We start from the raw sequence: 15,861 nt of genomic DNA, 5'->3' as shown, positions 1-15,861 counted from the left end.
TTTGCCAACCCCCCAAACCAGACTTGGCAAGCTGCCGACTACTCAACTCCGTCCTTTTTCAACTGGTCGAGGGCCCAACCTTTGTGTGATGTGAAGAAAAACATCTTCCACGTGCCCCCTTCCTTTCTCCATCGGCTGATTACCGGGTCACTCTCAAATACGGTCTTGTATTTGCCATCGGTCTTGGGCAGGTACGAGAGCACCTCACTCATGGCGACAGTGGCCGTACCATCCGGCATCATCCGTATCCGAACAACCTGTTGGGCCAGTTCTGAATCCAGAAAATTGGACTTGAACAAATCCACTGCGTTGTCTCGACCTTTTTGACGGCCGTAGCTGTCCCTCGCCTGCGTGAACCAAATATCGTCAGTCAGGAATGACGACCACGCATTGGCATCATGGAGATTCCAGGCTCGTTCATAGTTACGCAATACCTCGCGCAGTTTCTGCTCCTCGGTGGCGGGCCCAGGCTGTGGATGCACCGCGATCGGCAAGGTAAGCGCCAAGACAGAGACGCCAAGAAGAAGCAGGTGACGTTTGTTCATGATGTGACCTCCGAGTTACGTCCTCTGACGTTGATTTGTCCCGCAAGACTGCGGAAAAACTGGCGCATGGCGGGAGAACATGTCGCGCAGAATTCAGGAAAGTCGTTTGCTGCTATTGGGTGAGCTCGTTGATCCGTATAGGTGGGGAGGTCGATGAATCTGGCCAAGTGGTCCCGAATTTTTTCATGATTTCCTTGGCTGAACAAGTTGCACGCCACCTCGCCCGGGAACTTATCCTCTCCCAAACCCACGAACCATCGGACAATTCACAATCAATCCAAAAAGAGGGTTCCCGATGTTTTTGACGTATTTCGACGCCATGCCACGCCGTGTGCTGGCCCTGGTGTCCGTGGCCTGTGTGGCCCTGCTGGCTTTTGGCTTGTACTTGCAGCATGTCGTTGGCCTGGAGCCTTGCCCCATGTGCATCGTGCAGCGCTACGCGCTGGTGCTGGTGGCTGTGGTTGCAGGTATCACCGCGGTAGCCAAAAGCAGGGGGCTGCTGATCACGGGCTCGGGCTTGCTGGTGCTGCTGTCCGGCTTTGGCGCCTTTGTGGCGGCCCGCCAGAGTTTTCTGCAGTGGTACCCGCCTGAGATTGCCTCCTGCGGCCGTGACTTTTACGGAATGATCGAAACCTTTCCGCTCAAGCGCGCGATTCCGATGATCTTCAAGGGCAGTGGCGACTGCACCAAAATTGACTGGACCTTTCTGGGCCTGTCGATTGCCAACTGGTCGTTTCTGTGCTTTGTGGCGATTGCCTTGGTGGGACTGGTCCTGATCACCCGCCTGGCTCGCCAGCGCTGAGGGCGGCGCTTTTTCGCTTTCCCGCTTTCTCTTTCTCCTTGGGCGCCGGGTCGACTACCCCGGCCCTTTTCGTTTTCATGTTTTTCGTTAATGGGATCAGTCTGTTAAACGGGCAGGGCGTTACACGCCCGAGCCGGGCGAAGGGGTAATTGCACAGGGCATGAGTCAGGCAATATACTGTACATAAATACAGTATTTGATTGAATTTTCACCCCTGATTGAGCCCACCCCATGCTTTCACCGATTCCTGTGGCCCGCGCCGAGCCGGACCTCGCCCACGTGTGGCGCGCGGGCGAGCTGGGCAGCGCGAGCCTGCAGACCGTGGACACGGGCTATGCGGCGCTCAACCATGTGTTGCCCGGCGGCGGCTGGCCGCAGGGTGCGCTGGTGGAGGTGCTGCAGCCGCAGGCTGGGCAACACGAATGGGGTTTGGTCGCGCCGGCTTTGGCTTGCATGCAGGCGGCGGCGCCTGATTTGTTGACGGTGCTGGCGGGCGCGCCCTGGCTGCCCTTTGGCCCGGCGCTGGGCGCGCGCCAATTGAATATGCAGCGCCTGCTCAGCATTCACGGCAAGCCCGGTGACGCGCCGTCGCTGCTGTGGGCCACACGCGAAGCCTTGCAGTGCGCCGACGTGCACAGCGTGCTGGCCTGGCTGCCCGATGCGCGCAGCGCGCATGTGCGCCGCCTGCAGATTGCAGCCCATGCGCACAACAAGCTGCTGTTTGTTTTCAGGCCGCTGCGGGCGCAGCATGAGTCGTCGCCCGCGCCGCTGCGGTTGTTGGTTGAAGGCGCGGTGAACGAGGCGGGCCAGTTGCTGGTCAGCGTGCTCAAACGCCGCGGCCCGCCGTTGGCCGCGCCGGTGCTGCTCGATACCCGGCCGGCCCGGCTGGCGGCGCTGCTGGCCGCCAGCCGCGAAAGAGCGCGGCGCCAGCGGGAAGAAGCCGGCGTTCCGGCGCTCATGCTGCTGCCTTCGCTGGTGTCGCCTCTTGTCACTTCACCTCAGGGCCCCATCCATGCGCTGCTGGATCGCATTGCACATCTCGACCACCATTGAGCCGGGCCCAGCCACCCCGGTGCTGGACGCCGCTGCGGCGCAGCGGTTGGTACTGGACGCCGCTGCCGTGCAACGGGCGGTGGCCAGCATGGCGCTGGGCTTTACGCCGCGTGTGGCGCTGGTGGACGAGGCCGTGCTGATGGACGTGACGGGCAGCCTGCGCCTCTTTGGCGGCTTGGCGCGGCTGATGCAGCTGCTGGAGCAGCGTTTGGCTGCTTTTTTTGAAGAAAACGGGTTGCAGGCCCAGGTAAAACGGGCGCAAGGCGCGACGTCCTTGATAGCGCTTGGCCGTTTGCGGCTGCAAGACGGCCAGACTCAGACTGATACCGTGAAAAAGCGCGTGGCCGACCTGCCCATGCACACCCTGACGGCTGCCCGCCCGCATCTGGGCGTGCTGGAGCGCATTGGCTGCCGCAACTGGGACGACCTGCTGCGCCTGCCGCGTGACGGCGTGGCCCGGCGCTTTGGCGCGGAGTTGCTGGAGGCGCTGGACCGCGCCCGCGGCAGCACGCCCGACAACTACGAGTGGCAGGTGCTGCCCGAGCACTTTGAGGAAAAGCTGGAACTCAACGCACTGGTCACTCACGCCCCCGCTTTGATGGCGGGTGTGGAGCGGCTGCTGGTTCACCTGCACGCCTGGCTGCTCGGGCGCCAGAGCGGGCTGTGCGCCCTGAAAATCATCTGGCACCTGGACAAGCGCCGCGACGTGGCGCCGACCGGCGAACTGGAGATCCGCACGGCCCAGCCCGCGCAAGACCTTCGCCATGTGGCGCGGCTGGTGGCGGAGCACCTGGCCCAGCAAAAGCTGCCGGCGCCGGTGCACAGCCTGACCTTGCAGTCACTGGCCACCGAGTTGCTGGCCGACTCGGTCGCCGCCACCGGCAGCCTGCTAATGGAGGCGCGCGAACAGGGTGACAGCGTGGTGGAACTGGTCGAGCGGCTGAGCGCCCGCCTGGGCGATGCGCAGGTGCAGGCCTGGCAGCCTTGCGCGGACCATCGGCCGGAGCTGATGCAACGCTGGGTTCATGCCAGGGGGGTGATTCAATCGATCGCTGCGCATAAAAATCCTGTCCGGGCTGGAGGGTTGAAACGTTCAAGAGATGCTTCAAAAACCCCTGGTCCGGAGATCAAGACCGAAGCTTTGTATCCGACCTGGTTGCTGCCCGAGCCGCTCAAACTGGCCACCGTTGGCAACAGCCCGGTCTATCAGGGCAAGCTGCATCGCCTGACGGGGCCGCAGCGGCTGGAGGCCGCCGAATGGCTGTTGGCCGACAGCGACGCCGCCCGCGGCGCCGGCCTCAGTGAAAAGCCGTGGGCGCTTCGCGACTACTTCATTTACCGCAGCCAGCAGGGTGGCCTGCTCTGGATTTACAGCGAGAGGCTGGGCGCCACACCCGAGGCCGCGCGACAGCGCGCCTGGTACCTGCACGGTTTTTTTGCCTGAGAGGAACGCATGTCCGCCTACGTGCTGCCCGATTACGCCGAACTGCATGCGCTGAGCAATTTCAGCTTCCAGCGCGGCGCCTCGCATGCTCAGGAGCTGGCCGAGCGGGCTTTCAAGCTGGGCTACAAGGCGCTGGCCATCACTGACGAATGCTCGGTGGCCGGTGTCGTGAGGGCGCATGAAGTGACCCGGGAGCTCGGTCTGCAGTTGCTGCCGGGGGCCGAGTTTCTGGTGCAGACCGGCCATGCGTTCAGGCTGGTGGTGCTGCCCCACAACGCGGCAGGCTGGGGCAACCTGTGTGAATTCATCACCGAAGCGCGCCGTGCCGGTGACGAGGTGAAGAAGGGCAGCTACCGCGTTGCGATGGGTGAGACGGATTTTTCACGGCTGACCGATTGCGAAATCCTGCTGTCGCCTTTGCCCGACGCCATCGATGTGCAAGCGCTGGGCGCGCACGCTGCCTGGGCCAAAGGACTGTTCGGCCCGAATGCCTGGCTGGCCGTCGAACTGCTGCAAGGCCTGGACGACGCGCTGCGCCTGCAGCAACTGCAGGAGGTTGCGGAGCACACCGGCATACGCCTGGTGGCGGCCGGCAACGTGCTGATGCACAAGCGCTCGCGCAAGCCGCTGCACGACGTGATGACGGCCATCAAGCTGGGCAGGCCGGTGCATGAATGTGGCTTTGCGCTGCAGGCCAATGCCGAGGCGCACCTGCGCCCGCGCATGCGGCTGGCCGGCATTTACCCGGCCGCGCTGCTGCGTGCCACGCTGGAGGTGGCGGCGCGCTGCAGCTTCAATCTCGACGAGATCCGCAACCTGTACCGCTACCCCCGGGAAGACATGGTGCCGCCTGCCGAAACGCCCGCACGCTGGCTCAGGCGGCTGACCTGGCAGGGGGCCCACACACGCTATCCGCGCGGTATTCCCCGGAAAATCGGGGCGCAGCTTGCGTTTGAACTGGCGCTGATCGAAGAGCTTGAATACGAGATGTTCTTCATCACCGTGCATGACATCGTGCGCTTTGCGAATGAGCAGAAAATCCTGTGCCAGGGGCGCGGCTCGGCGGCCAATTCGGCGGTCTGCTACTGCCTGGGCGTCACGGCCGTCAACCCGGTTGAAAGCAATCTGCTGTTTGAGCGCTTCATCAGCCGCGAACGCAGCGAACCGCCTGACATCGATGTGGACTTTGAGCACGAGCGGCGCGAAGAGGTCATCCAGTACATCTACAAAAAGTACGGGCATGACCGCGCCGCCATTGCCGCCACCGTCATCCGCTATCGGCCGCGCAGCGCGATTCGCGATGTGGGAAAGGCGCTGGCGATGGCGCCCGGGTTGATAGACCAGTTCGCCAAAGAGCATTTCTGGTTTGACGGCAGCGAGGTGCTGGAAGAAAAAATCAGGCAAGCCGGCCTGGCGGGCCAGGCGGGGCCGGTGCTGCAGTGGCTGGATTTGTCGGCCCAGCTGATCGGCTTTCCGCGCCACCTCAGCCAGCACGTGGGCGGATTTGTCCTCACGCAGGGCAAGCTCACGCGGTTGGTGCCGGTGCAGCCCGCCTCGATGGAAGACCGCCGCATCATCCAGTGGGACAAAGACGACCTGGAGGCGATGGGTTTGCTCAAGGTCGATGTGCTGGCGCTGGGCATGCTGTCGGCCATCAGACGCTGCCTGAGCCTGGTCAATGAAACCCGGCAACGCGATGATCAGATGCACACCCTCCCGCTGGAAGACCCGCAAACCTACGACATGATCTGCGAAGCCGACACGGTGGGCGTGTTCCAGATCGAAAGCCGCGCGCAGATGTCCATGCTGCCGCGCCTGCAGCCGCGCAATTACTACGACCTGGTGGTGGAGGTCGCCATCGTCCGGCCGGGGCCCATCCAGGGCGGCATGGTGCACCCTTACCTGAAAAACCGCGAAATCCTCCGCAAGGGCGGCGATATCAAGCCTGAATACCCGGCGCTCAACCCGGCCCTGGAACGCACGCTGGGCATCCCGATCTTCCAGGAGCAGGTGATGCAGATCGCCATGATCGCTGCCGACTTCACGCCCGGTGAGGCCGACGACCTGCGCCGCTCCATGGCGGCCTGGAAGCGCAAGGGCGGGGTGGATCGCTTTCATGGCCGCCTGGTCAATGCCATGGTCAACAATGGCTACAGCGCCGAATTTTCAGAGCGCATCTTCAGCCAGATCCTGGGCTTCGGCGACTACGGCTTTCCCGAGAGCCACGCCGCCAGCTTTGCCAAGCTGGTCTACGTGAGCTGCTGGCTCAAGTGCCACGAGCCGGCCTGCTTCCTGGCGGCCATGGTCAATTCACAGCCCATGGGCTTTTATTCGCCCTCACAACTGGTGCAGGACGCCATCCGGCACGGCGTGGAAGTGCGCGCCGTGGATGTGATGCACAGCCACTGGGACTGCACGCTGGAGCCGGCGGCAGCGCATGTCATGCCCCGCCATCCCGGCATCCATGCAGGGCAGCCGGCGGTGCGCCTGGGCCTGCGCCTGGTGTCCGGCCTGCGCGAAGACGCTGCCATTCGTCTGGTGGAGGCGCGGGCGCAGGCGGCTTTCAGCTCAACCGAAGACCTGGTGTCGCGCGCCCGGCTCAATACGCTGGAAATCAACGCGCTGGCCGCTGCCGATGCCTTGCTGCCCTTGTCCGGCCACCGGCGCCAGCAGGTGTGGGACGCCTCGGCCATCAAACCGGCGCCGCGGCTGCTCAAGTCCGTGCCCACGCATGAAACACCGCTGGCGCTGCCCGACACGCCCGAGGGCGAAAACATCCTGTTCGACTACAAAGCCACGGGCCTCACGCTGCGGCGCCACCCGGTCGCGCTGCTGCGGGAACGGCTGGCGCGCCGGGGCCTGCTGAGCGCCAGCGAGCTCAATGCCTTGCCCGACGGCGAAGAGGTGGCCGGCTGCGGCATCGTCACCGTGCGCCAGCAGCCGCAAACGGCCAATGGCACCATCTTCGTCACGCTGGAAGACGAGACCGGCCCGGTCAACGTGATCGTGTGGAAATCATTGCGGGAGGCGCAACGCGCCGAGGTGCTGCATGCCCGCCTGCTGGCGGTGTATGGGGTGTGGCAGCGCAGTGAAGAAAGCGGCACCGCCAAAGGCTATGGCGCGGTGCGCAACCTGGTGGCGCACCGGCTGGAAGACCTCACGCCGCTGCTGGGGCGGCTGGGCACCTCCAGCCGCGACTTTCATTGAGCCGTCCGGCGTCCGGCCCCCCGCCAAGAACCAGGCGTTTACTTCCTTCGCGCTTCGTCGATCTCGACCGTGCCCTGGTGCACGGCGTGCTCCAGCAGCTTGCTGTAGTTGTCCAGTTTTTTATACAGCAGACGGACTTCCAGCATGTTGTGGATGCGCGTCTTGACTTCAACCAGGTCAAAGGGCTTGCTGATGAAGTCCTTGGCACCGGCTTCCAGGGCGCGCAGCTTGTGGCCCGGCTCCGCGGTCAGGACGATGACGGGCAGGTAGTCGTCGCTGGTGTTTTTCTTGAGCTCCTGCATCACCTGGAAGCCGTCCATGCCGGGCATCTTCAGGTCCAGCAGGATCAGGTCATAGCGGTGCTCCGCGTGCAGACCGGCCACCTCCAGCGGGTCCATGGTGGAGCGGACGCGGGTGTAGCCGGTGTTGCTCAGAAACTGCTCCAGCAGCTGCACATTGGCGGCCTGGTCGTCTACCACCAGGATGCTGGCGTTCAGGATGTCGAATTCGGTGTTCATGAGGTTTTCTCCGGCACGGGAGGGCGTGGGGACTTTGTTTTTGAAAACTTCAGCGCCAGGTCCAGGGTGTCCATGAATTCATTGATCTTGATGGGCTTGGTGAGGTAGCGGAAGAAGCCGGCCTCCATGCCCTTTGCAATGTCGCGGGGCATGGCATTGGCGCTGAGCGCCACCACCGGAATATGCGCCGTCAAGGGGTCCGCGCACAGAACCTGCACCGCCTTGATGCCGCTGATGCCCGGCAGGTTGATGTCCATCAGGATGATGTCGGGCTGCGAGGCCTTGGCCATCGCGATGCCGCTGATGCCGTCCCGGGCGGACAGCAGGCGTATGTCGGAGCGGCGCGCGATGAGGTCTTCCACCAGCATCAGGTTAGCCGGGTTGTCTTCCACATACAGCAGGGTGTGGGCGCGGGGATCCGTCGGCACCTGGCTTTGCAGGGCCGGCGCCAGGCTGGCCAGCTCCGGGTGAAGCTCACGTTCCTCGGTGAGGTCCATTTCGATCCAGAACACGCTGCCTTTTCCGACAATGCTTTCCACGCCGATGACGCCGCCCATCAGCTCGATCAGCCGCTTGGTCATCACGAGGCCGATGCCGGTGCCTTGTTCGGTATTGGCTTCCTGGCCCAGGCGGTTGAAGGGCTGGAAGAGCTGGGCAATTTTGGCCGGGTTCAGGCCTTCGCCGGTGTCTTCCACGCAGATGCGTATGCGCTGGGGCGAAACGTTCACGCATTTGAGCGCCACCGTTCCGCCGCTGGTGTTGTACTTGATCGCGTTGGACAGTAAATTGATCAGCACCTGCTTGAGCCGTGTACGGTCGGCGCTGACGAAGCAGGGCAGGGAAAATTGCGGAAAAGTCACGCGGATGCCGCGCTTGGCGGCCTGCGATTCGACCATGGTTTCACATTCGAGCATGACTTCCGCCAGCGACACCGGCTCCAGCGACAGCGACAGCCTGCCGGACTCGATCAGCGCCAGGTCCAGGATTTCGTTGATCAGCTCCAGCAGGTACCAGCCGGCCTGGAGGATCTGGTCCACGCTGCGCTTTTGCGACGGCGTGGGCTGCGGCATGCCGGACTCGATCAGCTGCGCAAAGCCGAGGATGGCGCTGAGCGGCGTGCGCAGCTCATGGCTCATGCTGGACAGAAAATCCGATTTGGCGAGGTTGGCCTTCTCGGCCACCGCCATCGCTTCTTTCAAGGCCACTTCGACCTGCTTGCGCACTGAGTTGTCGGTGCCGATCAGCAGGTAGCCGATGATGGTGCCGAAATCGTCACGCAGGGCTGTGATCGACACAATGGCCGGAAAGCGGCTGCCGTCCTTGCAGATGTAGGTCAGCTCGTAAATGTCCTCAATGCCGCGTGAGGCCTTGAAGGCCAGCGCCTCGAAGCCCGGCGTGATGGTGGTGGCGAGCTCCACGCTCAGCGCCTGGGCCCGCGCCATCACTTCCTGCGGGTCGTGGATGTCGCTGGGGTTGATCTTGTTGACGACTTCGGCCGCCATATAGCCCAGCATGCGCTCGGCGCCGACGTTGAAAAGCTGGATGATGCCTTTCTCGTCGGTCGCGATGATGGAGAAATTTTCGCTGGTCAGAATGGCGGTCTGCAGTGCGCCGGTTTTCAGCAGGGCTTCCTGGCGCTTGACTTCAATGCCGTCGGCTTTGGCAATGGCGTCAAGAACGCTCAGACTTGAAATGGGTGACATGGGCCATGTTTCTGTAAAAGTAACGACGATCCTGCGAAGTGCCGACTGTGGGGCGGCGCGTCCAGGATCCTGGCCGGGGAGGGTGAGAAGTCTTTTAAAGACTCCGGAAGTTTTACAGATGCGCTGTGAAAAGTCCGTGCGCCAGCGCACATACCAAGCCCCGAAGATACCACGGGCGAACGAAATGAGGCCCCCGTAAGGAGCGGTGCGGTTTTTATGGGCCGGCGCGCAACCTGGTGGCGCGCCGGCTGGAAGACCTAAAAAGCCTGACAGGCGGCTATTGAGATGCGGTTGATGGCCACACCCCGATTCTCGACAATCCGGGGCAGATGAAGGAACTGATACCTGGTTGATCCCTGGCGAACGCCGGGATTGAACGCCGGCATTAGATACCGGAGGGGAAGGTTTCTGGCGCCTCACCGGTGTTCCAGACCGGGCCTTTGTCCAGGGGCTCCAGCGCACCGGTCTCGTCCAGGTGGATCACCGCATCAAACTGGCTGGCCAGGTGGGTGTGAAAGTAGTGGCTGTGGCGTTCCGTTTCCGGCCGGTAGATCACGCCGATGGCCCGCTGCAGCCGCAGCGGCGCCAGCAGGGGGCGCAGAGCCGCGTTGTCACGCAGCGCCAGCATGAAGCGGGCCGAGCCCGTCTGGTGAAACATGTCCTCCCAGCTGCCGGGCAGACCCGGACGCACCCGCTTGCGGTGTGCGGCTTCACCCCAATCCGATGCGGCCGTGACCCAGCCATGATGGGTGCTGAAGCCCACCAGTACGGCGTCGCCCGCGTAGCGGTCGCGCATGAGTTGGCCCACATTCCATTCGCCCCGCTCGCCCTTCTGGGTGGCCGAGGCATCACCCAGGTGAGAGTTGTGCGCCCACACCGCGATACGCGGCGGCGGGCCATTGGCGCTCAGGTGGCGGTCCAGCGCCTGGAGGGTCTCCACCATGTGGCTGTCGCGCAGATTCCACGAGGAGACACGCCCGTGAAACATGGTACGGTAATACTCTTCGGCGTTGTGCACCAGGCGTGCGTTCTGCTGGGCATGGAAAGCCTCGTCCCACTCCAGGCCGTTAACCGGCGAAAACTCACTGGCGCGGCGGTTCATGTCGCGCAGCTGCTGCACCGCCTCGTCCTCGCAGCTCGCTCCCAGGCCAAAGGCGGCGGCGTAGCCGTAGGCCTGGCTGTCTTCCGCCGCGTGGTCGAAGCAGGCATAGCGGTAGCGGGCGCGGCGCGCGGCTTGCGGATCGGTTCTGTCAAGATAGGCGAGCACTGCCTGGATGGAGCTGAACAGGCTGTAGAGGTCCAGCCCGTAAAAGCCGGCCTGCTGTCTGGGGTCTCGTCCGCTGTTGTGATCGCGCAGCCATTCGACGAAATCGACCACCACCGTGTTGCGCCACATCCAGGCTGGAAACCGCTGGAAGCCCGACAGCGCGGCAACCGCGTCCGTATCGTCCGACACGCCGCGCACATAGCGGTTAACACGCAAGGCGTCGGGCCAGTCGCCTTCGATGACCACGGCGTTAAATCCTTTTTCGGTGATCAAGCGTTTGGTGATTTCGGCCCGTTCGCGGTAAAACTCCTGCGTGCCGTGAGAGGCCTCGCCGAGGAGCGCGAAGCGGGCCTGCCCGATCAGCTGCATCAAGGGGTCATGGGCGCGGTCATGGTCTGCCAGCGGCAGAAGGTGCCCGCGCAGCCCTTCGAGCACCGCAGTGTCGCTGAGGCCGTGCCGGGTCTGGTGCTGGTTCATGGCAGATCCCCTGGCTTCTGGTGCTGCGGGCATCAATGGCTGGAATACGAGCTGACGATCGGGTTGCCCGTACGTTGTTCCCGTCGGGCCACTTTCAGCAGCAGACTGACTTGTTCGTCAGTGGCCTGGGGGAATGCCTCGTAGTGCAGCCCGACTGCACGAAACGGCTCGGGTTGGGCCGGGCAGATCACCTCGTCGGCGTGTCTGCGCAGCATGGCGCAGGTGTCGCGCGCGCCCACGGGCACGGCCACCACCACCCGCAGGGGATGCCGTTGCCGAATGGCCTGCACCGCTGCCTGCATGCTCATGCCCGTGGCCAGGCCGTCATCCACCACGATAACCGTGCGGCCCTCAAGCGGCAGGGCTGGCTGTTGCTGGCGGTAGAGCTGTTCGCGCCGCACCAGTTCGTCCTGTTCACGTTCGAGGGTCTCGGTAATCTCCTCCGGCCTGATCTGCATGCCGGACAGGGAGCTCAGCACCTGTACGCCACCGCTGGCAATGGCGCCCATAGCGTATTCCTCCTGGCCGGGATAGCCAAGCTTGCGCACGACAAGGATGTCCAGCGGCGCGTGCAGTTTGTGGGCCACCTCGTAGCCTACGGCAACGCCGCCACGCGGCAGGGCCACGACGACGAGGCCGTCGCGCCCACGGTAATGCGCCAGTTTGCCGGCCAGCACCCGGCCCGCATGCCGCCGGTCACGATAAGGCAGGTGTACGTCCGCCGTGCCATGCGCCAGGGCCCGGCCCAGGTGAAGGCTGAACCAGGAGGTAGCCAGTTCTGCGACTTCCTCCAAGGCTCCGGCTTCTTCAAACAGATGGGTGGCGTCGGGCACGATGACGAGGTTTTTCTCGCCTTGCAGGTAGGGGTAGGCAGCCTGGTTGAGCTCAATCACCTGGGGGTCGGCCCCGCCGACGATCATCAGCGTAGGCGCCCTGACGGCCGCCAATGCCGCCGGCCCGGCCAGATCGGGGCGTCCGCCGCGGGAAACGACGGCCGCAACACGGTCTCCCAGCCGGGCAGCCGCAATGAGTGCGGCCGCGCTGCCCGTACTGGCGCCAAAGTAGCCAATGGCGGCATGTTGCAGCTCGGGCTGGGTGGTGGCCCAAAGGGTCGCGTCCTGCATCCGCCGGGTCAGCAAGGGAATGTTGAAGCGGTGATGGCGCGTCTGCACCTCTTCCTGCTCCTCCTGCGCCGTCAGCAGGTCAAACAGCAGGGTGGCAATGCCCGCGTCCTGCAGGTGCCGGGCCACCTGCCGGTTGCGTGCGCTGTGGCGTCCGCTGCCGCTGCCGTGGGCGAACAGCACGAGGCCTTCGAAGCCGGACGGCAGTGCCAGATCACCGTAGAGCCAAGTGTTCTCCCCTACGGGAATGCGGACTTCCCGAACGACAACGCGGCTGTCACGGTCAGGCATTTTGTTTACCTCGTGAAAATCAGTTCCAACCTCAAATTCTTTTTCGATTGCGACCGTTAGTCGCGACAAGGAATGCTGTTTTTAATGTAGGACAAGCTGCGGTACTTGCGGGCGCGAAACGGCGCGCACTGTGTGGCGGTATTTGTGTTGGATCAACGGTGGCGTGAAAAATTCCAAAAAAAGCCCGGCAACCCGGGCACCACCGTCGAAATCAGGAGGCCATGCCGCAGCCTGATGGCTTGAAGATACGTTCCTTCGAGGCGGGATATTTGGCCAGCATGTCCGCCGGACGCCGCGGCCGCACGGCAAACTCGCCGCCGCAGTTCGGGCAAACCCCCTTGAGCCGGGTGCTGACGCAATCGGCGCAAAACGTGCATTCAAACGTGCAGATGCGTGCGTCGGTGGAGTCGGCAGGCAGATCCTTGTTGCAGCATTCGCAGTTGGGGCGAAGTTGAAGCATGGTGTTTCCCCGGTTTGATGGTTAGGTATCTGGCTATCGCCGGCCCGCATCGCCGCATCGGCTCCTTGCGTCATCCCCGCCGCAAAGTCATGACCGCACTCAGGCCAGCTTTTTCACCAGCACCTGGCTTTTCCGGTCCCAGTTGTACTTGCGCTTGCGCGCTTCGGGTAGCCAGTCCGGGTCGACCTGCACAAAGCCGCGTTTGATGAACCAGTGCATGGTGCGGGTGGTCAGCACAAAAATGCTTTGCAGGCCGGCGGCGCGGGCGCGCTGCTCGATGCGTTTGAGGATTTTTTCGCCGTCACCCTGGCCCTGGCTTTGCGGTGACACCGTCAGGGCGGCCATCTCGGCGGTTTTGGCTTCGGGGTAGGGGTAGAGCGCGGCGCAGGCAAAGATCACGCCGTCGTGTTCGATGATGGTGTACAGGTCGGCATCACGCTCGATTTCCGTTCGGCCGCGCTTGACCAGGGTACCGTCCTTTTCAAACGGCTCGATCAGCTGCAGGATGCCGCCCACATCGTCGGCGGTGGCTTCGCGCAGGGACTCCAGCTTTTCATCGACCACCATGGTGCCTATGCCGTCGTGCACATAAATTTCGAGCAGCAAGGAGCCGTCCACGGCAAAGGGCAGGATGTGGCTGCGCTCCACGCCCGCCTTGCAGGCCTTGACGCAATGCTGCAGGTAAAACGCCGTGTCGGTCGGGCGTTCGCCGTTGGGCAGGGTGGCCAGCAGCTTTTCGGCTGCAGCCAGGGGCAACTCGGTGTCTATCGGGTTGTCCTCACTTTCAGGCTGGTCGTGGTGGATACGGATGCCCGGGATTTCGGTCAGGAAAATCAGTTTGTCGGCCTGCATGGCAGCGGCTACCGAGGTGGCGACTTCTTCCATGGTCAGGTTGAAGGCTTCCCCCGTCGGGGAGAAGCCGAACGGCGACAGCAGTACCATGGCCCCGAAATCGAGCGTGCGGGAGATGCCCGCCACATCCACCTTGCGCACCATGCCGGAATGTTTGAAATCCACCCCGTCCAGGATGCCCACCGGTCGCGCGGTGAGGAAGTTGCCCGAAATCACGCGCACGGTGGAGCCCGCCATGGGTGTATTGGGCAAGCCCTGGCTGAAGGCGGCCTCGATTTCATAGCGCAACTGGCCGGCGGCTTCCTGGGCGCAGTCCAGCGCCACTTCGTCGGTAATGCGCATGCCGTGGGAATACCTGGCTGCGTGCCCTTTGGCCCTGAGCTGCTCGTTAACCTGGGGGCGAAAGCCGTGCACCAGCACGATCTTGACGCCCATGCTCTGGATCAGGGCCAGGTCCTGCGCGATGTGCGGCAGCTTGCCGGCGGCAATCGCCTCGCCCGCAATGCCCACGACAAAGGTCTTGCCGCGGTGTGTGTGGATGTAGGGCGCCACCGAGCGGAACCAGGGGACAAAGGTGAAATTGAAAACGGTGGACATGGCGCGCTTTCGGGGTCAGGAGAAAATGGGGCAAAAGCAAATCGGGCAAAATGCAGGCGGGCAGGAAGCGTGACTCGTCACCCCCTGGCGCTCCCTGGCGCTGTTTGCCCGCAAAACGAAAAAGTGCAATGAGTGTAAGGGAGGTAGCCGGGGAGCCAAGGCGGGTCGGGATAATCCCGTCTACCTGCAAGTTTTCTTTCAGGTATCGTTCACGTTCATGGAACAATTCGCCATCGGGTTTTGGGGCTGCTATTTCGGGGCGACAGGTTTGATGCTGGCCGGCTCGGTCTTTGCCTTCATCCGTTCCCTGCGACGAATCTCGTTCAATGCCGCGCTCGCGGCCATCGCGTCGGCCCTGTTTGTGGTGGCCTTTCTGGGCGGGCTTCCGATGGAGAGCGCCGACTCCCTGGCCCGGCTTCTTGCGCATGTTGCCAGCGTGGTGTCTGCGCTGCTGGCCTATCTGCTGTTTTCCTTCCTGGGTATCCTGCGGCAGCCCGAGGCTCGGTGGTACACCATCAAGGCTTTGCTTTTACTGGCGGTCGCGGTCATCGTGATCGGCTGGCTGCTGCCGCCCCAACAGGCGCTGGCCTTGAGCCTCGCCATGGCTTACCTGCTCGGGGTGACCGCGTTGGTCCTCAGCATCCGCAGCGCGCTGCGCGGCGACCGGCTCGCATGGGTGGCGGTATCGGGAGTCTCCTTTATGCTGGTGGCCATTGTCGGGCTGGGCTGGATTGCGCTGTATCGCGCCCATGCACCCTGGCAGGTCCATGCCGTGAGCGCTCTCGCCGGAACGGCTTACCTGGCCACCATGGCGTCGGTGCTGTGGATGCGTTATTCCTACCTCATCGAACTCAACCAGGTGATGGCGCATGGGCCCAGCTATGACCCGGTCACCCGCATGCGCTCGCACAGCGAGACGGGAAACATGGTGGGCGCGGCCTTCAAGCTCTACCGCGACGAGCCCGTGCCGCTGGGCGTGATTGTGGTGTCCATCGCCAACCTGTATGTGCTGGAAAAGCTCTACGGACTGGCGGCGATGAACCACGCGCTGTTTGTGTGCGCCGGCCGCCTGCGGCGCACCGTGCCGGCCCATGTAGAGATGGGCAGGCTGGGCAGGGACGGTTTCCTGCTCCTGGTGCGCAATTGCACGGACAGCGGCCGGCTGATTCACCTGGCGCACACGGTTCAGGCGCGTTTGTCCCGGTCCGTGGTGCTCAACACCAGTCCGGACGCCGGGCTGCCGGGCCAGCAGCAAACGGTGTGGGCGGCGGAGATCGGGTTGGGGGTGCAGCGGGTGTCCAAGACCGATGCGCGTGCAGCTACCGCGGTGGCCATGGGCCGGGGCATGTCGCGCACGGCCTGGAGCTACCCGAGCCGGATCGCCTGGTATGACGAGAAAAGCGGAGAAATTGTCGACATGCCCGTTCTCGCGGCCTGACAGCGCGCATCGCCGGCCTGCTACCCACCGCCCGCCGCCCCACAGCGCCTGACGCACCGAAAAGCGCTTGCACGCCAGCGCTGGCA

12 protein-coding genes and 1 pseudogene are annotated in these 15,861 nt (G+C 63.6%); 5 read left to right on the top strand and 8 right to left on the bottom strand.

The genetic code is table 11. The features are described 5' to 3' along the window. Positions 1 to 38: 38 nt before the first annotated feature. A complete protein-coding gene (locus tag AC1DUR_RS00155) occupies positions 39 to 545 on the bottom strand; it encodes a nuclear transport factor 2 family protein (RefSeq protein ID WP_477716773.1) in 507 nt (168 codons plus the stop codon). 295 nt (positions 546 to 840) lie between these two features. Here AC1DUR_RS00155 and AC1DUR_RS00150 point away from each other — a divergent pair, with 295 nt between their 5' ends. The 4 genes from AC1DUR_RS00150 to AC1DUR_RS00135 all read left to right on the top strand — a co-directional run bounded on the left by AC1DUR_RS00150 (position 841) and on the right by AC1DUR_RS00135 (position 7,051). Continuing rightward, complete coding sequence (locus AC1DUR_RS00150; RefSeq protein ID WP_477716772.1) at positions 841 to 1,347, top strand: disulfide bond formation protein B; 507 nt, start codon at positions 841 to 843, stop codon at positions 1,345 to 1,347. Positions 1,348 to 1,578: 231 nt separating this feature from the next. Next, entirely contained in the window at positions 1,579 to 2,400 is an 822-nt protein-coding gene (imuA, locus tag AC1DUR_RS00145) for a translesion DNA synthesis-associated protein ImuA (RefSeq protein WP_477716771.1), read from the top strand. Next, positions 2,360 to 3,844: a Y-family DNA polymerase gene (locus tag AC1DUR_RS00140; protein ID WP_477716770.1), complete on the top strand. Its 1,485-nt coding sequence runs from the start codon at positions 2,360 to 2,362 to the stop codon at positions 3,842 to 3,844. The genes imuA and AC1DUR_RS00140 overlap by 41 nt, the downstream gene beginning before the upstream one ends. A gap of 9 nt (positions 3,845 to 3,853) precedes the next feature. Then, on the top strand, positions 3,854 to 7,051 hold the full coding sequence (locus AC1DUR_RS00135) for an error-prone DNA polymerase (RefSeq protein WP_477716769.1): 3,198 nt from the start codon (positions 3,854 to 3,856) through the stop codon (positions 7,049 to 7,051). 38 nt (positions 7,052 to 7,089) lie between these two features. Here the strand turns inward: AC1DUR_RS00135 and AC1DUR_RS00130 are convergent, their stop codons facing one another. The 7 genes and pseudogenes from AC1DUR_RS00130 to argA all read right to left on the bottom strand — a co-directional run bounded on the left by AC1DUR_RS00130 (position 7,090) and on the right by argA (position 14,337). Next, positions 7,090 to 7,569 (bottom strand): response regulator, encoded by a 480-nt coding sequence (locus AC1DUR_RS00130; protein WP_477716768.1) that lies wholly within the window; start codon positions 7,567 to 7,569, stop codon positions 7,090 to 7,092. Beyond that, positions 7,566 to 9,272, bottom strand: coding sequence for a hybrid sensor histidine kinase/response regulator (locus AC1DUR_RS00125; protein ID WP_477716767.1), 1,707 nt, complete (start codon positions 9,270 to 9,272; stop codon positions 7,566 to 7,568). Before AC1DUR_RS00125 ends, AC1DUR_RS00130 begins: the two co-directional genes overlap by 4 nt. Before the next feature lie 385 nt (positions 9,273 to 9,657). Then, positions 9,658 to 11,016, bottom strand: coding sequence for an erythromycin esterase family protein (locus tag AC1DUR_RS00120; protein WP_477716766.1), 1,359 nt, complete (start codon positions 11,014 to 11,016; stop codon positions 9,658 to 9,660). Positions 11,017 to 11,048: 32 nt separating this feature from the next. Continuing rightward, positions 11,049 to 11,642 (bottom strand): phosphoribosyltransferase, encoded by a 594-nt coding sequence (locus AC1DUR_RS00115; protein WP_477717217.1) that lies wholly within the window; start codon positions 11,640 to 11,642, stop codon positions 11,049 to 11,051. Between the two features lie 117 nt (positions 11,643 to 11,759). Then, a pseudogene (locus AC1DUR_RS00110) lies at positions 11,760 to 12,428 on the bottom strand (dienelactone hydrolase family protein); the annotation flags it as partial. Positions 12,429 to 12,639: 211 nt separating this feature from the next. Next, on the bottom strand, positions 12,640 to 12,888 hold the full coding sequence (locus tag AC1DUR_RS00105; protein WP_477716765.1) for a DUF1272 domain-containing protein: 249 nt from the start codon (positions 12,886 to 12,888) through the stop codon (positions 12,640 to 12,642). A gap of 99 nt (positions 12,889 to 12,987) precedes the next feature. Continuing rightward, on the bottom strand, positions 12,988 to 14,337 hold the full coding sequence (argA, locus tag AC1DUR_RS00100) for an amino-acid N-acetyltransferase (protein WP_477716764.1): 1,350 nt from the start codon (positions 14,335 to 14,337) through the stop codon (positions 12,988 to 12,990). Positions 14,338 to 14,554: 217 nt separating this feature from the next. Between argA and AC1DUR_RS00095 the strand changes: the two genes are divergently transcribed. Further along, the gene (locus tag AC1DUR_RS00095) at positions 14,555 to 15,775 is read left to right on the top strand and encodes a 7TM diverse intracellular signaling domain-containing protein (RefSeq protein WP_477716763.1); all 1,221 of its coding nucleotides are present in this window, start codon (positions 14,555 to 14,557) and stop codon (positions 15,773 to 15,775) included. Positions 15,776 to 15,861: the final 86 nt, after the last annotated feature.

The organism is Polaromonas sp. P4_F4, assembly GCF_056401355.1.
The sequence above is the reverse complement of the archived record's forward strand: the minus strand, read 5'-3'. Positions and strand labels throughout refer to the sequence as shown.